Here is a 17,339-nt window from a genome sequence, read left to right on the forward strand (position 1 = left end):
TCTTCGCGGAGTGCCCGTGCGCAGCCCGAGCCCTGTGGGGCGAAATTCACCGGATGACGCGCACATCCTTGGCCTGGACGAACGCGACACGGTGCCCGAGCTGGATCTGGTGGTACCGGACCGACCCCGTGACCCGTACGTGCCGGGCCGGGTTGAAGGCGCTCGCCGAGTAGAAGGACCCGGTGACCGTGCCGCCCAGCGAGTACGACTGCCCCGGCCCGATCCGGTACTTCAACGGCGTCAACGGCTGCGCACCGCCGCCCCGGTACGCCGACCGCTCCGGGTAGGCGCGCCCGTACACCTTGGTGCCCGCGGCCAGCGGCGTGACCAGGGCGCCCTTCGCCGGCACCGCAGTCGGATCCGACTCGGGGTTGAGGAACCAGGCCCGCTGCCCGAGGTACCAGATCGCCGTCCAGTCCCCCTCCCGCCCGGCCACCGCGTACCGCTGCCCGGTCGAGGCGCGGGCGCTGTGGTCGTAGACGCTGTACGTGCTCGGCTTGGGCCCCGGGTGCTTGCCGAGGTCGGTGACCAGCGGGGCGGTCGAGCTCGGCCCGGTGTGCAGCCACACGCTGGCCGATCCGTGCTCCGGGCACCGCCGGCCGGGCTTGGTGCTGACGCAGCCGGTGAAGTACGGGCGGTTGGCGTCGTAGGAGGGACGGATGATCACCGACGAGCCCGTCCCGTCGCCCTTGATCGGATGGTTCATCAGCTCGAAGTAGTGGGCCCAGTCCCAGTAGGGGCCGGGGTCCTCGTGCATGCCCGCGACCGCGTCGGCCGTGGCGCCCGGCACGTTGTCGTGGCCGAGGATGTGGGCGCGGTCGAGCGGGATGCCGTACCGGCCGGCGAGGTAGCGCACCAGCCGGGCCGACGACCGGTACATGGCCTCGGTGTACCAGGCGCCCTTGGCCAGGTAGCCCTCGTGCTCGATGCCGATCGAGCGGGCGTTGACGTCCCAGTTGCCGGCGTGCCAGGCGATGTCCTTCGTCGGCACGTGCTGGGCGACATGTCCGTCGCGGGAGCGGATCGTGTAGTGCCAGCTCACGTACTTCGGGTTGCGGATCATCGACGGGATGCCCTGGTAGCCGCCCTCGGTGTCGTGGATGACGATGTAGTCGACCTGCCTGCGGCCCTCGACCCGGTCGTGGTTGCCGTAGTCGTGGTCCTTCCTCTTGCCGTACCTCTTGTACGCGGCCGGCATCCACTCGCACCTGAGGCTGCTCGGGCACTCCACGGACGTGTCGGCGGCGGTCAGCGGCATCTCGTCCTGCGCGGGCACGTCCCAGTCGGACTCGTCGGCCGCCTCCGAGTCGTCGTCGCCCTCGGGTTCCATGTCGGAGAAGAAGAACGGGTCGTCGTCGTCCTCGTCGTAGTCGTCGTCGGCCCCGCTCTTCGGCGGCGTCGTGGGCGGGCGCAGGCCGGGCACGGCGTCCAGGCGCACGTCGAAGCCGTCGTCGGTGCGCCGCGCGACGCCCTCGCCCATCACCGCGTACACCTCGTCGGCGAAGGACCGTGCGGCGAGCGGGTCGCTGCTGCCCGAGTAGCGGGCGACCGCCTCGTACCAGCCGGCCGGGTCGGAGGTGGGACGCCGCTGGTAGGAGGCGAGCAGGGCGGCCCCGCCCCTGATGTTGGCGCGCGGGTCCGTGCGCAGGGCGCGCGGCGCGATCCCGGCCAGGCGGCCGGCCAGGGCGAGGGTCGCGTCCGGGATCGCCGCAGTGCGGGAGGAGCCCGCCGGGCGGGCCGCCGACCGCATCGCCGATCGGGGCAGCGGGCGGGTGTCGTCGCCTCTGGCGTCGCCCATGGCGTCGGCGAGCGGCTGCCCGGCGGGGACGGCGTCCACCAGGTGCATCGGGCCGTAGCCCCCGGCCGTGCTGGGACGGCCGCGGTTGGCGTCCCACCTCGACTCCAGGTACGACACGCCGAGCAGCACGCTCACCGGCACCCCGAACTCCGCGGCGGCGGCCGCGAAGTCGGCCTGCCGCCCCTGCTCCCGGACGCCCGTGACGGCGGGGACGGCGGGGACGGCCGGACCGCCGACGGCGGCGATCACGCTGGCGACCAGGACGGCAAGCCGGAGCTGCATGACATCTCCCCACGGAACGGCACTGCTCGATCACTGAGCGTAACTATTCCCAGAAAGGGATGTGTCAGACGGGTCGGATGATACGGATGAGAACCACGGGATCCGCCGCCAACCCGCCTACCAGCTCATCAGTGAGCGATGGGGAGAAGCGGAAGCGCCTTGGAGTTAAATCCTGCCCGATTCCGGGCAGGATGTTGGCGTGTCCCGCTCCAGATGCGTAATGTCCTCGTCTGTGTCCACGGCGCGGCATCCCTATGAAGACCTCATCGCCCACCTCACCAGGACGAGCGCGCTCGACCCTGGAGAGGCGGCCCGCGTGGTCGCCGACGTTCTGTCGTACTTCTCCGAGACGGTCGAGGAGTTCGTACGGCGCCGGCACGGCGAGCTCAAGGCCCGCGGCCTGACCAACGACGAGATCTTCCCCCGGATCGCCGCCGAGTTACCCGCACGCCGGGTAGCGGCACCAGAGCTGTCGCTGCGGCAGCTCCGCAGGATCGTCTACGGATAAGAGGAGAGCTCGATGTGCGGAATCGTGGCCTACGTCGGCCCCAAGGACGCGGCGCCCATCCTGCTGGAAGGGCTGCAGCGGCTTGAGTACCGGGGCTACGACTCCGCCGGGGTCGTGGTGTCGAACAAGGGACTCAAGGTACGCAAGGTCAAGGGCCGGGTCGCCGACCTGGCCAAGGTCGTGCCGGTGCGGTTCAAGGGCAACCACGGCATCGGCCACACCCGATGGGCCACCCACGGCGTGCCCAGCGACGAGAACGCCCACCCGCACCTGTCGTCCGACCAGCGCATCGCGGTCGTGCACAACGGCATCATCGAGAACGCGGGCGAGCTGCGCGCCAAGCTGGTGGCCGACGGCGTCGAGTTCCTGTCCGACACCGACACCGAGGTCCTCGCCCACCTGATCGCCCGCGCCGCCGACGAGAACGACACGCTGGAGGAGGCGGTCAGGAAGACGCTCAAGGCCATCGTCGGCACGTACGGCATCGCGGTGATCGACGCCGAGCGGCCCGGCGAGGTGGTCGTGGCGCGCAACGGCAGCCCGATCGTGATCGGCATCGGCGAGAAGGAGATGTTCGCCGCCTCCGACGTCGCCGCCCTGGTCCGCTACACCCGCCAGGTCGTGCACCTGGAGGACGGCGAGCTGGCCGTGCTCAAGGCCGACGGCTTCCACACCTTCACCGGCGACGCCCGCGAGACCGCCAAGGAGCCGCTGACCGTCGACTGGGACGCCGGCCACTACGACACCGGCGGCTACGAGCACTACCTGCTCAAGGAGATCTCCGAGCAGCCCGAGACGATCACCCGCACGATGAGCGGCCGCCTGGACGAGCGTTTCCACGTGGCCCACCTCGGCGGCCTGAACATGGACGCCCGCGAGACGCGCTCGTTCCGCCGGGTGAAGATCATCGGCTGCGGGTCGGCGTACTACTCCGGGCAGATCGGCGCGCAGCTCATCGAGGAGCTGGCGCGCATCCCCGCCGACGCCGAGCCGGCCAGCGAGTTCCGCTACCGCAACCCCGTCGTCGACCCCGACACCCTCTACGTCGCGATCAGCCAGTCGGGGGAGACCTACGACACCCTCGCCGCCGTCCAGGAGCTCAAGCGCAAGGGCGGCCGGGTGATCGGCATCGTCAACGCCGTGGGCAGCGCGATCGCCCGCGAGGTCGACGGCGGCATCTACCTGCACGCCGGGCCCGAGGTGTCGGTCGCCTCGACCAAGGCGTTCACCTCGACCTCGGTCGCCTTCGCGCTGCTGGCGCTGCACCTGGGCCGGGTGCGCGACCTTTCGCCCGCCGACGGGCGGCGCATCGTGGAGGGCCTGCGCCGGCTCCCTGGCCAGATCGAGGAGATCCTCGCCCAGGGCGACAAGATCGCCGAGCTGGCGCAGAAGTACGCCAAGCACCCGAGCATGATGTTCGTCGGCCGGGTCCGGGGCTACCCGGTGGCCCGCGAGGGCGCGCAGAAGCTCAAGGAGATCTCGTACGTGCACGCCGAGGCGTACCCGGCCAGCGAGCTCAAGCACGGGCCGCTCGCGCTGATCGGCCCCGACATGCCGACGGTGGCGGTCGTCCCCGACGACGAGCTGCTCGACAAGAACCTCACCACGCTCGGCGAGATCCGCGCCCGCGGCGGCCAGGTGCTCATGGTCGGCCACCGCGAGCCCGGCACCAAGCTGGCCGACGACGTGATCGTGATCCCGAAGAACGAGATCGAGCTCGACCCGATGCTGCTGACGATCCCGCTCCAGCTGCTGGCCTACCACGCGGCGGTCGCCCTCGGCAGGGACGTCGACAAGCCTCGCAATCTCGCCAAGAGCGTGACTGTCGAATAAATTCAGCCACAATCCGTGCGGGGTAGTGTTTATCCGGCTGCGGACCACTTAAATTCAGTACTGTGCGGCAGTTCGACCCACACACGCCCAACCTCGCACGCATGTACGACTACATGCTCGGCGGGAAGGACAACTTCGCGGTCGACCGCCTGGCCATCGAGCAGCTCGCCGAGCTGGTCCCGGAGGCGGTCCCGCTGGCCCGGGCGAACCGGGCCTTCCTGCAGCGTGCCGTGCGCTACGTCAGCGCCGCGGGGGTCACCCAGTTCATCGACCTGGGCAGCGGGCTGCCGACGCAGGGCAGCGTGCACGAGGTCGCGCCGGAGGCCAGGGTCGTCTACGTCGACCACGACCCGGTCGTCGCCGCGCACGCCAGGGCCCTGCTCGCCGGGTCGGGCAGGGCCGCCTTCCTCGAAGCCGACCTGCTCGACCACGAAGAGGTGCTGGCCCGGGCGGGCCGGTTCCTGGACCTGTCGCGGCCGGTCGCGATCGTGCTGGTGTCGATCCTGCACTTCCTGCCCGACGCGGCCGATCCGCAGGGCGCGGTGGCGGCGCTGCGCGAGGCGGTCGCGCCCGGCAGCCGCCTCGTGATCTCCCACGCCACCTCGATGGGACGCCTGTCCGACGACGAGGACGCGCGGGGCGTCCGGCGCGGCTCGTCGAGCTCGGGCGGTGGCGACCGCAGTCCGGCCGAGATCCGCGCCTTCTTCGGCGGCTTCGCGTTCGACCCGCCGGGCCTGGTGCAGGCCGTGGACTGGCGGCCGGACCGGCCCAAGCTGGTGGGCGACTGGTCGCTGCCGTCGTCCCTGATGGCCGGGGTGGCCGCGAAGCCGGAGTGACCCCGCTATACGCCGAAATATCGGTTAACCGTATCCCGATGTGTAACAGCGAGTGAAGCGTCAATAACCTGAGGTAAGGGCGGACTCGCGAAGGTCGGGGGAGGGCGGATGCGTCGTCGGCGATTCTTGGCATGGACCCTGGGCGCGGCGGCGTGCGCGGCCGGGTGCGGGACGGGACACGTCGGCGGCGGCCCGGCCGACGCGGGCGGCCGGTTCTCCATCGTGGCCGGGGGCCGCCGCTGGGCCCGCGTCGGCGAGGCGTTCGCCGCCGCCGCCCGCGCCTCCGGCGTCGGCACGTCGTCCACCGGCACGCCGATCACCGTGACCGGCCTGCCCGCGCTGGCCGCCTCCGAGCTGAACAACGGGCAGACGCTGCTCGACACCTCGACCCCGCTGTCCAGGCTCACCGGCGACGTCGAGGTCGTCGTCGTGCCCGTCAACTCCCGTTTCAAGGACTTCGACGACTTCGGCGTCCACCTGCGCACCGACCCGAGCGGGACGATGCTGGCCGGTGGGCCGCAGGGCGAGCCCGACCACCTGCTGTTCGGCCTGATCGCCAAGGGGCTCGGCGCCGACACCAGGCAGATCGACTACACCGGTTACCCGGGCAGCCACGAGGCCGTCTCCGCCCTGCTCGGCGGCAAGGCGGCGGCCGCGGCGGGCCTGCTCGGCGACTGGCGGGCGGTCATCGACGGCGGCGGGGTCAGGGCGCTGGCCGTCTCGTGCGCCCGCCGGGTGCCGGGGCTCGACGTCCCGACCCTGCTGGAGTGCGGCGTACGGGTGGACTTCGCGGACTGGGCCGCGGCCGTCGGGCCCGACGACATGCCGGAGGACGGCCGGGAGTCGGCCGTGCGGATGTGCGACGAGGTGACCTCCTCGCCCTCGTGGCGGCGGGCGTGCCGCAAGGCGGGGTGGATCTCGATCCCGCTCAGCGGGGACGACTTCCGGCTCTGGCTCACCTCCGAGGTCGAGCGCACGCAGGCCGTGCTGCGCGACCTCGGCCTGCTGGCCAGCACCCGGGCCACGACCTGCTGGGGCAGCTGCGGGAACGGCCACTGACCGCTCACTGAGCGGTCATTGAGTGGTCACCGAACGGCCGCTCCGGGCGTCGCCGCCGGTTCGCCTCCTTCGGCTTCCGGCGGCGTGTCCGCGCGTATGAAGTGGCGGTTGAGGGCAATGTGACCTTGAAGCGACGTTCTACAACATAGGGGGCGCGAAACGTGCAGTCGCCGGAAGCCTGGCCGATCCTCGTCATCTCGGTGGTCGGAGCGGTGCTCCTGGTGGAGGTGGTCCGCCGGGTGCTGATCAGGGTCGGACGAAAATGGGCCCTGGCCCGGCACCTGGTCGAACACTGCACCTGGCCGGCGTTCTTCGTGGCCGCCACGGTGGCCTGCAACCTGGTCTTCGCCCCCGGCGGCTTCGGCGACACCCCCACGGCCCAGTCGATCGACCGGATCATCGGCCTGCTCACCATCGGCACGGTCACCTGGCTGATCATCCAGGCGACGTACGCGCTGACGGACGTCGTGCTCGACCGGCTGGTGCTGGTCGAGGGCGAGCGCAACCGGCGGGCGCGGCGGATCAGGACGCAGATCGCGCTGGTGCGCCGCATCGCCGCCGCCGTCATCATCGTCATCGCGCTCGGCGCCATGCTGTTCTCCTTCCCGCAGGTGCGGGCGCTCGGCGCCGGGCTGCTGGCCTCGGCCGGCATCGCCGGCGCCATCGTCGGCATCGCGGCCCAGCCGACCATCGGCAACATGCTGGCCGGGCTGCAGCTCGCCTTCAGCGACGCGCTGCGGCTGGACGACGTGGTCGTCGTGGAGAAGGAGTGGGGCAGGATCGAGGAGCTCACGCTCACGTACGTGGTGCTGCGCCTGTGGGACGAGCGGCGGCTGGTGCTGCCCGTCTCCTACTTCACCCAGAACCCGTTCGAGAACTGGACCAGGCACGGCAGCCGGGTGCTCGCCGTGGTGTTCCTGCGCGTGGACTGGGCGGTGCCGGTGCCCAAACTGCGCGACGCCCTGTACGAGTTCCTCCAGGGCAACCCGCTGTGGGACCAGAAGGACTGGACGCTCCAGGTCACCGACGTGCTGCCCAACGGCCTGGTCGAACTGCGCGCCCTGATGAGCGCCGCCGACTCGCCCTCCTCCTGGGACCTCAAGTGCGACGTCCGCGAATTCCTCGTCAATTTCGTCCGCGACAATTACCCGGACGCCCTTCCCCGGTTCCGCGTCGAGGCGCCCGAAACGCGCGCCGGCGTGGCCTGGACGAACGACCGCGACCGCGACCGGCGTTAAATGCCTGGCATGTCCGGCTGCCGCCGGTCTACCGTGGAGCACGCCGGGAACGACATTTCCGGAACGACGAGAAAGGCGGTGGCCATGCGCGGACCCCGATGCGCCAGGCCGTCTGCCGACCGGCCTGAGCTGCGGCCAAGGCTTTCCCGGTGATTCCACGGAGAATCCACCAGGAAAGCCGTCCCGGGCCTCGGCCGGGGGCGGCTTCTTTGATTTCGTGACCGAGTGTGGGGCAGTTTGGTCAGCCCGCCTGCCTTGGGTGCAGGAGCATCGCAGGTTCGAATCCTGCCACTCGGACGTACGGCCCTGAAAGAAAAGGGCCGTGGGCTTCGGCCTGGCCGACGGGAATGGCGCCCCCCGGCCGGACACGGGCCCCCGCCCCGGGCGCGGCCTACGCCGGGCCGACCCGGGGCCCACCTTCTCACCCCTCAGCCTCACCTCTCAGCGAGCGGCCACACGGAACAGCAGCTCCTCCTGCCCGGGACGGCCGACGAGCTGCAGCCCGACCGGCAGGCCGTCCACCGAGCCCACCGGCACGGTCAGCGCGGGCAGGCCGAGCACGTTCCACGGGCTGGTCAGGGCCAGCAGCGCGGCCCGGACGGCGACGGCCCGGCCGTCCAGCTCGGTCCCGCGCTCGCCCAGCGGCGGCGCGACGAGCGGCACGGTGGGCAGCGCCAGCACGTCGTGGTCGTCGAACAACGCCTGTGCCGCGGCGGCCAGTGCGGGCCGCTCGTCCAGGGCCTTGACGTACGCCCAGGCGGGCAGGTCCATGGCCGCGCCCAGCCGGTCGAGCACCTCGGGGTCGAACAGCCCGGGCGCCGCGGCCATCCGGTCGGCGTGCACGGCGGTGGCCTCCGCGCCCTGGACCGTCGCGTACGTCTCCCGCAACTCCTCGGCCAGCTCCCTGGACAACCGCGCCTCGCCCGCCCCGGCACCGGCGGCCGCCCGTGCGACCTGCACGACGCGCGGGTCGCACGGCGACAGGACCGTGGGATCGATCCACCCGACCCGGACGGCCGCCGCCGCTCCGGAGCCGCCCCGGGCGGCGGGCGGCTCGCCGGCCGCCAGCTGCCGGTAGGCGATCAGGCAGTCCAGCGGCTCGGCGGCCAGCACACCGACGTGGTCGAAGCTTCTCGACAGGGGGAACATCCCGGCGGTGGGGATCGCGTCGTAGGCGGGCTTGAACCCGGCGATCCCGCACAGAGCAGCCGGGATGCGCACCGACCCGCCCGTGTCGGTGCCGAGCGCGAGCGGCACGATGCCCGCCGCCACGGCCGCCGCGCTGCCGCCGCTCGACCCGCCCGACATGCGGCCGGGGTCGTGCGGGTTGCGCGAGGGGCCGTTGGCCGAGCGGTCGCCGGTGGGGCCGTACGCGAACTCGTGGGTCGTGGTCTTGCCGACGATCACCGCCCCCGCCTGGCGCAGCAGCGTCACGCAGGCGGCGTCGGCGTCGGCGACATGGCCGGCGAAGTGCCGCGACCCCATGGTGCAGGGCAGGCCGGCGACGTCGATGAGGTCCTTCACGGCGACCGGCACGCCGTGCAGCGGGCCGCGGTCGCTCCCCGCGGCCAGCTCCTGGTCCGCCCGCCGGGCGGCGGCCAGGGCGCCCTCCCGGTCCACGGTGACGAAGGCGCCGAGCGCCGGACCCAGCGCGGCGGCCGCGTCGAGCGCCAGCCGGGCCAGCTCGGCGGCGGTGGTGCGGCCGGCGCGCAGGTCCCGGGCCAGGCCGGTGACGGAGCGGCCGGTGAACGGGCCGGGCGGTGTGGGCGGCATGGGGTCCTTTCCTGGCAGGTCACGGCGACCCCGCCGGGCAAGGGAAGGGCGGGAACAGGCGTCCGGAGCAGACTAGTCGAACCCCCGTCCCGGCCTCCTGCGGCGTGCCGGGACGCGGCGGGCTTCCGGAGTGCCAGGAGAAGGCGGGACATCGGCCGGAAGCACCGGAAAGCGGTGAGTCGCTTCCTGGCGTGGCGTTACACGGCGGTACGAAGGCGATTACGTACAGTGATCAGCGATGTCACTTCGTGATCCAGGGGGATTCATGAAAGCCAAGCTCATCGTGGCGGGCGGCTTCGCTGTCGCCGCGCTGTTCGGTATGGCGGGGACGGCCGACGCCAGCGGCTACGGCCACTCGGAGAGGTGCGACCTGAGCACCGACGACGACTCCACCGCGCTGCGCATCACGCCATGGGGTGTGTTCGCCGGACACCGTGACGCCGAGGCCTGCGAGCACCGCAGGGACTACGGGCGTCCCCACGACGGCGACAACTGGGGCTTCTGGCCGGGCCGTGGCTACTGGCCCGGCGGGTGGGCCTACGGCATGGGCGTCGGCATGGGCGTCGGCCTCTGAGATCGCGTCATCCGATCCCGGGCCGCGCCGCGCGTGGCCCGGGATCACGCGTTGCCGGCGGCCGGTGACGGCCGCCCCGCACCCCCACCAGCGCCGGATGAGCGGCGCCGCGCCTTCCGCGAGGGCGGGCGCGCCCGCCCGCCGGACGTTCCACGAGGGGATCGCGCCCGATCGCCGCCGCGCGGCGTTCTCCGGCCGACGGGCTGCCCGGCCGGCCCCGAGCGCGCTCGCGGACCGGCCGCCCCGGCCCTAACGGTCGACGATCTCGTTCTTGCCGATGACCACGACCCCGCCGCGGGTCAGCGCGAAGCGGGTGCGGTCGTAGTCGAGGTCGAAGCCGATGCGCGCGCCGTCGGGGATCACCACGTTCTTGTCGATGATCGCCTTGCGCACGATCGCGCCCCGGCCGACCTTGACGTTCTCCATCAGCACGGAGTCCTCCACCAGCGAGTGCGAGTGGAGCACGACCTTCGGCGACAGGATCGAGCGCATCGCCATGCCGCCCGAGACGATCACGCCGGGGGAGACCAGCGAGTCGATCGCCCGGCCCACCCGGTCGCCATCGTTGTGCACGAACTTGGCCGGGGGCAGCGGGTCGTGCCCGGTGAAGATCGGCCACTTGTCGTTGTACAGGTTGAAGATCGGGTGGGCGGAGATGAGGTCCATGTGGGCCTCGTAGTAGGCGTCGAGAGTCCCGACGTCGCGCCAGTAGCCGCGGTCGCGCTCGCTGGAGCCGGGGACGATGTTGTTCTTGAAGTCGTAGACGTCCGCGCCGCCGGACTTGACCAGCATCGGGATGATGTTGCCGCCCAGGTCGTGCTTGCTGGTCGGGTCGAGCGCGTCCTCGCGCAGCGCGTCGATCATGGCCTGGGTCTTGAAGACGTAGTTGCCCATCGAGGCGTAGACCTCGTCGGGGGAGTCGGCCAGGCCCACGGCGTCCTTCGGCTTCTCCCGGAAGGCCACGATGCGGCGGCCCTCGGGATCGGTCTCGATCACGCCGAACTGGTCGGCCAGCGACAGCGGCTGGCGGATCGCCGCCACCGTCACGTCCGCGCCCGAGTCCTCGTGCTGCTCGACCATCTGCCGCGGATCCATGCGGTAGATGTGGTCGGCGCCGAACACGATCACGTGCTCCGGCATCTCGTCGTAGATCAGGTTCAGGTTCTGGAACAGCGCGTCCGCGGAGCCGGAGAACCAGCGCGGCCCGAGCCGCTGCTGGGCGGGGACGGGGGTCACGTAGTTGCCCAGCATCGCCGACAGCCGCCAGGTACGGGAGACGTGCCTGTCCAGGCTGTGGTTCTTGTACTGGGTCAACACCACGATCTTCAGGAAGCCGCCGTTCGCGAGGTTCGACAGCACGAAGTCGATCAGCCGATACATCCCCCCGAACGGCACCGCCGGTTTGGCCCGATCCGCCGTGAGCGGCATGAGCCTCTTGCCCTCTCCACCTGCCAGCACGACCGCAAGCACCCTTCGGGACCTCATGTCCAGGACGCTACCCGTAAATGGCCGATCTATCGACGAAAGCCCACACTGTGCTGTGCTCCCGTGTCCTGACTTATCCGCCTAGAGCACGGGCCGGACTTACCGACATTGGGCTGTATCGATGTGTTCCCTATGCCTTGCGCCGGTTCACAAGTGCGGCGCCGGAGTTGATGGTCACCGCGAAACTCGCGGCTCGGTAGGGGGCGCCGGGCCCGGCTCGTCGTAAGGTCGTGGGCATGCGTGTTGATCTGCTCAGCAGGGAGTACCCGCCGGACGTCTACGGCGGCGCCGGGGTGCACATGGAGTACCTGGCCAGGGAGCTGCGCGAGCTGGCCGACGTCCGGGTGCGCTGCTTCGGGGCCGATCGCGAGGAGCCCGGCGTGTCGGCCTACCGGGTGCCCGGCGGCCTGGAGCGGGCCAACGCCGCCCTCCAGGTGCTCGGCGTCGACCTGGAGATGGCCGCCGCCTGCGAAGGCGCGGACGTCGTCCACTCCCATACCTGGTACGCCAACTTCGCCGGGCATGTCGCCAAGATGCTCCACGGCGTGCCGCACGTCGTCACCACCCACAGCCTGGAGCCGCTGCGCCCGTGGAAGGCCGAGCAGCTCGGCGGCGGCTACACGGTCTCGTCCTGGGCCGAGCGCACCGCCCTGGCCGCGGCCGACGCGGTGATCGCGGTCTCCGAGGGCATGCGGCGCGACGTGCTGGCCGCCTACCCCGAGATCCCGCCCGGCAAGGTCACCGTCATCCACAACGGCATCGACACCGCCGAGTACGCCCCCGACCCCGGCCTCGACGTGCTGAAGAAGCACGGCGTCGACCCCGGCCGGCCCTACGTGATCTTCGTCGGCCGCATCACCCGCCAGAAGGGCCTGGTGCACCTCCTGCACGCCGCCCGCTCCTTCGACCCGGCCGCCCAGCTCGTCCTGTGCGCGGGGGCGCCGGACACGCCGGAGATCGCCGCCGAGGTGACCGGGCTGGTGCGCGGCCTCGACCGCGACGGCGTCTTCTGGATCTCGGAGATGCTGCCCAAGCCCGAGGTCATCCAGCTCCTCACGCACGCCTCGGTCTTCGTCTGCCCCTCGGTCTACGAGCCCATGGGCATCGTCAACCTGGAGGCGATGGCCTGCGAGACGCCGGTGGTGGCCACGGCGACCGGCGGCATCCCCGAGGTCGTCGCCGACGGCGAGACGGGCCTGCTGGTGCCGATCGACCAGGGCCCCGACGGCACCCCGCACGACCCCGAGGCGTTCGCCGCCGATCTGGCGAAGCGGGTCAACGAGCTGCTGGCCGACCCGGCGCGGGCGGCCGCGATGGGCCGCGCGGGCCGGGTCAGGGCCGTCGAGCACTTCTCCTGGGAGCGCATCGCCCGTCGCACCCTCGACCTCTACACCTCGCTGCGACGCTCCTGAGCCCGCACCCTCGACCTCTGCGCCTCGCTGCGGCGCCCCTGAGCGCGGGCCCCGGGGCCGGGTCAGCGGGTGAGCCAGAGGGCGGGGCTGGTCAGGGCGCCCTCGGGGCCGGTCCAGCCCGCCGCGTACACCTCGGCCGTGCCGGGGCGGCGGGCCAGGGCGGTGACCGTGCCGGGCACGCTCGTCGTCGTCCAGCGGCCGGTCGTGTAGTGGTGCAGCCGGGAGCGGGTCGAGTCGAGCGCCCACAGGCCCGCCCGGCCGTCGGGCTCTGCCTCGGTGAAGGCCGCGCCCTCCGGGCCCCAGAGGCACCGCCAGGCCGAGCCGTCCCAGTGCAGCGCCAGCGGGCGCCGGCGTTCCAGGGGTTCGCCCTGCGCGTCGTACTCGCCGGGCGGGAACCAGGACATCCCGCCGACCACCCACACGTCGTCCGGGCCGAGCACCGCGACGTCGCCGAGCCCCGTCCGGGCGGACGCCGCGCCCCGGGGCGCGGTCAACGCGGGCAGCGGCACCGCCTGCCACGCGGCGCCGTTCCAGCGGGCGGCGGGGTCGCGCGCGGTCTCGCCCACCGTCCACATGTCCGCGCCCTCGCCGCCGAGGGCCCGCGCCGGGGCGGGCAGCCGGTACGCGCGCCAGGCCGAGCCGTCCCAGCGCAGCGCGTCGTGCCCGGACACCGCCCACGGGCCGCTCGCGGCGGTGCCGTGCAGACCGATGGCGGAGGCGGCCTCCTCGGGTGCCGTGGGGGCGCTCACGGCGCCGTCCGCGACGCCGGCGACCAGGCCGGGACGCTCGTCCTCGCCGGTCCCGAAGGCCCACGCCCGCTCGCCGGAGACCGCTCCGACGGCGGCGACCGTCATCCCGGACGGCAGCGCGTACGTCCGCCAGCGGGCGCCGTCCCATCGGCTGAGCCCGCCGGGCGTCGTCTCCATCCCGGCGGACGTCTCCCGCTGGACGGAACGCACCGCCCACACCGCCCCGTCGGCGGAGACGGCGAGCCGGTCGAGCGTGCCGTGCCCCTCGCCCGCCGGGATCGCCCGCCACGGCGACCGTACGGGCTCGGCCCGCAGGTCGTCGCCGCCGGGCTCGGAGCAGCGCGCCGGTACCGTGGGGCTCGCCGGCGGAGCGGACGCGACATCTCGCCCAGCAGGCGCGGCGCAGGCCGAGAGCGCCACCAGCATGCCGACGCCGGCCGCACGGGCACGTACGGAACGCCCCACCTCGCCCCCTTCGCGATCACCGGCAGATTACGCTCACCCTGCCCAGGAGACCGCGCGTGACGCCGATCAGGTCTGCGAAATGTAGTGGAGGATGACGTTGTGCACGTGGTGGGCCTTGTTGTCGCCCCGGAAGTCCACCTCGTAGGTGTGCGTGCCCACGTGGATGGCGATGGCGCCCGAGGAGAAGAACCCGCCGGCCAGGGACTTGTTGCTCACGACGCTCACCGCCGAGATCTTGCCGTACGGGATGCTGGTGATCGCGATGCGCTTGCCCACGAACGACTTGTCCTGGACGATCACCCGCCGGTCCGTGAGCCCCAGGAACCCGGTGCCCGCGCCGATCGCGTCGTAGACGGCGATGATCTGCTCGCCGGGGAGGAGGCCGCTCTCGATCTGCTTCAGCTGCTCTTTACGGTCGTAGGGGATGTCAGCCATGCCTGGCCAACGAACGGGACGGGCCCCCGCGTTCCATGCCCGCCCGGGGATGGGCGGACGGGTCGTGCGGCAGGTCGAGCAGGCAGCGGCACGCACCCGGCGGCCTCGGCAGCCCGAACAGAACGCGCACCTGCACCGAAGGAGGCGGCCCAAGGCGGCCCAGACGGGCCAAACGGGCCAAGCCAGTCAGGCGGAGCAGACGGGTCGACCCAGCCAATCGGGGCATTCCGGCCAATCGGGTCGAGCGGAGCCGGCGCGTCAAGCCGGTGGGGCCGGTCAGGCGGGTCAGCAGGTGGGGGATCATGCTTCTCAGCGTCGTGGCGACGCCTACCCCCGGTCCAACACCGGAAATTTCGTGATTGACGCGTTTCTGTGGTTAATGTGGCGTCGTGGATCTGCACCCCCGGCTGCTGCGCGTCTTCGTCGCCGTGGCCGAGGAGCTGCACTTCGGGCGGGCCGCCGCCCGGCTCTTCCTCGCCCAGCAGGCGCTCAGCCGCGACGTGCGCACCCTGGAGACCCGGCTCGGGACGCCGCTGTTCGTCCGGTCCACGCGCCGGGTCGAGCTGACCCCCGCGGGCGTCCGGCTGCTGCCCGGGGCACGGCGGCTGCTGGCACTGCACGACGAGGTGGTCGCCGACGTCCTCGGCGCCGACCGCCCCCTGCTCGTGGACGTCACCATGCAAGGCCCCGACCTGCCCGAGCCGCTGGTCAGAGCGAGAGAACTGGCTCCCGGCGTCGAGATGCTGGCCCGCTTCCACGGCGGGCTCGCCGCGGGCGCGGCGGCGATGCTGGACGGGCGGCTCGACGTGTCGTTCGGGCGGTTCGCCGGGCTGCCCGCCGACCTGCGCGGCCGGTTGTCGCAGGTCCCGGTGCGCCTGCACCGCCTGGCCGTGCTCGTGCCGGAGGACCATCCGCTGGCCGTGCCGGACGCCGTGCCGCTCGGCCTGCTGGCGGGCTTCCCCCTGGACGTCATGGCCGGGAACGCCGGCACGCGGGAGTGGAGCGACCTGGGGGAGCGGCTGGCCGAGGCGTTCGGGCTGCGCCTGGCCCGGCCGCACGCCGCGCCCGTCGGTGCCGCGGAGATGGGGCACTACCTGCGGCGGCATCGCGAGCCGGTGCTGGCCGGCGTGGGGATCGGCGGGATACCGGGCGCGGTGACCAGGCCGCTGGCCGAGCCCGTGCCGTTCGGCCTGGTGAACCTGGTGCATCCCCAGGAGCTGCGTCACCCGGGCCTCGCCGCGCTCCTGGCCGCTGTGGCCGAGCTGGGACGGGCCCACCACTGGCTGCGCCGCCCGCCGGACTCCTGGCTTCCCGAGGCCGACGAGGCCCTGGTGACCGCCTGACGCCTACGTGGCGCGCTGGAGCACGACCACCGGGATCTGGCGGTCGGTCTTCTCCTGGTACTCGTCGTACTGGGGCCAGGTGCGGGTCATCGTCCGCCACATCTCCGGCTTCTCCTCCTCGGACGCGGTGCGGGCGCGGGCCTTGAACCGGTCGCCCTTGACCTGCACCTCGACGTCGGGATGGGCCAGCAGGTTCTTGTACCACTGCGGATGGTCGGGATCGCCGCCCTTGGAGGCGACCACGAGGAAGTCGTCCCCGAACCGCTGGTAGATCAGCGGCGTGGTGTACGACCTGCCGGAGTTGCGGCCCTTGGTGGTGAGGAGGAGGACGGTGGTGTTGTTCCAGTCGTGCCCCTCCGCGCCGTCGGTCGCCTGATAGCGCTGCACGTGTTCTTGGCCAAAGAGCATGCCTCTGCACTACCCCCGCGGCGGGGTCTCCTCACCGGGCCGCGCCGACCAGCTCGGCGGCGGGCCGGATGGCGACCGCCAGGGCCGAGTCGGGGGTGCGCTCGCGCACGTCGCGGTCGCGGATCGCGAACACGGCGGGCGCCGCGCCCACGTCGCCGTAGCGCTCGGTCACCGCCGCGCCGATCGCCCGCCGCACGTCACGCACGACCTCCCGGACGTCGCGGCCGGGCCGGGCGGGGACGGACACGGCGGGGACGGACACGGCGAGGTGGCCGAGCATCCCGGCGAAGCGCAGCTCGTCGTCGGCGACGGGCTGCTGCCCAGGCAGCACGGGCCGGTCGAGCCAGAACACGTTGCCGGACAGGGACGCCTCGTAGCCGTCGGGGCCGAGCACCCGCGCCGTGCGGGCCAGCAGCTCACCGAACTCGGCCAGGTCCGCGTGCGGCGGGAGGTCGGTGGTGACGAACAGGGGCACGATCAGCGAGTCAGGCATGCGGCTATCCCTCCGTGAGGAGGCTCATCGTAGGACGTGCCACCGACAATTCCGCTCTTCGCCACTCGCCGTCTACCGCTCGGTCCACTCGTCCTGGAGCGCCGCGTGCACGATGGAGTCGCGCCAGCCGTGCGGGGTGTGCACGTGGTGCCGGATCAGCCCCTCCTCGACCATGCCGGCGGTCAGCATGGCGAGCTGGGCGGGCAGGTTGGCGGGAGACCTGGCGCCCCAGACGCGGTGCAGCCCGAGCTGCTTGAAGCCGAACGACAGCAACAGCCGTACGAGGTCGGTGCCGATGCCGCGGCCCCACTGGTCGGGATGGAGGCCGAAGCCGATCTCGGCGCTGTGGGGCAGGTCGGGGTCGATCTTCAGGCGGGCCACGCCGAGCACGTGCCGGCGGTCGGCGTCGACCACGGCCAGCACGTAGAGGTGGCGCGGGTCGGCGGCGGCCGCCTCGACGGCCTGGCCGACCAGGGCGGCGACCTCCTGCACGCTGCGCGGCGCGAACGGCATGTACTGCGTGGCCGCCGGATCGCCGTACACGGAGTGCAGCGGGACGACGTCGGCGTCGGTGACGTCACGGAGTCCGATTCGCTCGCCGATGACCATCACGCGCCGCATGCGCAGAAGGTAACGCGACTGTAGTGA

16 protein-coding genes and 1 tRNA gene are annotated in these 17,339 nt (G+C 72.4%); 9 read left to right on the top strand and 8 right to left on the bottom strand.

Features of this window, described 5'->3' with window-relative positions; all coding sequences use genetic code 11:
• Positions 1–46: 46 nt before the first annotated feature.
• Positions 47–2,080, bottom strand: a complete 2,034-nt coding sequence (locus tag AB0J97_RS33840; protein WP_364096288.1) for a peptidoglycan recognition family protein — start codon at positions 2,078–2,080, stop codon at positions 47–49.
• A gap of 220 nt (positions 2,081–2,300) precedes the next feature.
• On the opposite strand from AB0J97_RS33840, the gene AB0J97_RS33845 reads away from it, so the two are divergent.
• The 6 genes from AB0J97_RS33845 (at position 2,301) to AB0J97_RS33870 (ending at position 7,851) form a co-directional block, all read left to right on the top strand.
• Complete coding sequence (locus tag AB0J97_RS33845) at positions 2,301–2,588, top strand: hypothetical protein (protein ID WP_357706707.1); 288 nt, start codon at positions 2,301–2,303, stop codon at positions 2,586–2,588.
• Between the two features lie 12 nt (positions 2,589–2,600).
• Positions 2,601–4,421, top strand: coding sequence for a glutamine--fructose-6-phosphate transaminase (isomerizing) (glmS, locus tag AB0J97_RS33850; protein WP_364096292.1), 1,821 nt, complete (start codon positions 2,601–2,603; stop codon positions 4,419–4,421).
• A gap of 62 nt (positions 4,422–4,483) precedes the next feature.
• The gene (locus AB0J97_RS33855; RefSeq protein ID WP_364096295.1) at positions 4,484–5,257 is read left to right on the top strand and encodes an SAM-dependent methyltransferase; all 774 of its coding nucleotides are present in this window, start codon (positions 4,484–4,486) and stop codon (positions 5,255–5,257) included.
• 108 nt (positions 5,258–5,365) lie between these two features.
• A complete protein-coding gene (locus AB0J97_RS33860; protein WP_364096298.1) occupies positions 5,366–6,316 on the top strand; it encodes a tripartite tricarboxylate transporter substrate-binding protein in 951 nt (316 codons plus the stop codon).
• A gap of 161 nt (positions 6,317–6,477) precedes the next feature.
• On the top strand, positions 6,478–7,554 hold the full coding sequence (locus AB0J97_RS33865; RefSeq protein ID WP_364096301.1) for a mechanosensitive ion channel domain-containing protein: 1,077 nt from the start codon (positions 6,478–6,480) through the stop codon (positions 7,552–7,554).
• Between the two features lie 221 nt (positions 7,555–7,775).
• Positions 7,776–7,851, top strand: a tRNA-Pro gene (locus tag AB0J97_RS33870).
• Between the two features lie 144 nt (positions 7,852–7,995).
• Here AB0J97_RS33870 and AB0J97_RS33875 read toward each other — a convergent pair.
• The gene (locus AB0J97_RS33875; RefSeq protein ID WP_364096304.1) at positions 7,996–9,327 is read right to left on the bottom strand and encodes an amidase; all 1,332 of its coding nucleotides are present in this window, start codon (positions 9,325–9,327) and stop codon (positions 7,996–7,998) included.
• A 265-nt stretch (positions 9,328–9,592) separates the two neighbouring features.
• Between AB0J97_RS33875 and AB0J97_RS33880 the strand changes: the two genes are divergently transcribed.
• The gene (locus AB0J97_RS33880) at positions 9,593–9,901 is read left to right on the top strand and encodes a hypothetical protein (protein ID WP_364096307.1); all 309 of its coding nucleotides are present in this window, start codon (positions 9,593–9,595) and stop codon (positions 9,899–9,901) included.
• A gap of 249 nt (positions 9,902–10,150) precedes the next feature.
• Here the strand turns inward: AB0J97_RS33880 and glgC are convergent, their stop codons facing one another.
• Positions 10,151–11,386, bottom strand: a complete 1,236-nt coding sequence (gene glgC / locus AB0J97_RS33885) for a glucose-1-phosphate adenylyltransferase (protein ID WP_352329862.1) — start codon at positions 11,384–11,386, stop codon at positions 10,151–10,153.
• 236 nt (positions 11,387–11,622) lie between these two features.
• Here glgC and glgA point away from each other — a divergent pair, with 236 nt between their 5' ends.
• Positions 11,623–12,798 (top strand): glycogen synthase, encoded by a 1,176-nt coding sequence (gene glgA, locus AB0J97_RS33890; protein ID WP_364096311.1) that lies wholly within the window; start codon positions 11,623–11,625, stop codon positions 12,796–12,798.
• A 62-nt stretch (positions 12,799–12,860) separates the two neighbouring features.
• On the opposite strand, the gene AB0J97_RS33895 is transcribed toward glgA, so the two are convergent.
• Both AB0J97_RS33895 and AB0J97_RS33900 read right to left on the bottom strand, forming a co-directional pair.
• Positions 12,861–14,012, bottom strand: coding sequence for a hypothetical protein (locus AB0J97_RS33895; protein WP_364096314.1), 1,152 nt, complete (start codon positions 14,010–14,012; stop codon positions 12,861–12,863).
• A gap of 66 nt (positions 14,013–14,078) precedes the next feature.
• Entirely contained in the window at positions 14,079–14,447 is a 369-nt protein-coding gene (locus AB0J97_RS33900) for a PH domain-containing protein (protein ID WP_357706696.1), read from the bottom strand.
• 389 nt (positions 14,448–14,836) lie between these two features.
• Between AB0J97_RS33900 and AB0J97_RS33905 the strand changes: the two genes are divergently transcribed.
• A complete protein-coding gene (locus AB0J97_RS33905) occupies positions 14,837–15,790 on the top strand; it encodes a LysR family transcriptional regulator (RefSeq protein ID WP_364096318.1) in 954 nt (317 codons plus the stop codon).
• 3 nt (positions 15,791–15,793) lie between these two features.
• On the opposite strand, the gene AB0J97_RS33910 is transcribed toward AB0J97_RS33905, so the two are convergent.
• The 3 genes from AB0J97_RS33910 to AB0J97_RS33920 form a co-directional block, all read right to left on the bottom strand.
• Positions 15,794–16,198, bottom strand: a complete 405-nt coding sequence (locus AB0J97_RS33910) for a nitroreductase family deazaflavin-dependent oxidoreductase (protein WP_357706693.1) — start codon at positions 16,196–16,198, stop codon at positions 15,794–15,796.
• 31 nt (positions 16,199–16,229) lie between these two features.
• Positions 16,230–16,691 carry a hypothetical protein gene (locus AB0J97_RS33915; protein WP_364096323.1) on the bottom strand — a complete coding sequence of 154 codons (462 nt, stop codon included), beginning with the start codon at positions 16,689–16,691 and terminating at the stop codon, positions 16,230–16,232.
• Positions 16,692–16,763: 72 nt separating this feature from the next.
• The gene (locus tag AB0J97_RS33920; RefSeq protein WP_357706690.1) at positions 16,764–17,312 is read right to left on the bottom strand and encodes a GNAT family protein; all 549 of its coding nucleotides are present in this window, start codon (positions 17,310–17,312) and stop codon (positions 16,764–16,766) included.
• Between the last annotated feature and the right edge of the window lie 27 nt (positions 17,313–17,339).

Source organism: Nonomuraea sp. NPDC049607 (genome assembly GCF_040675375.1).
In the GTDB taxonomy this organism is placed as follows: domain Bacteria; phylum Actinomycetota; class Actinomycetes; order Streptosporangiales; family Streptosporangiaceae; genus Nonomuraea.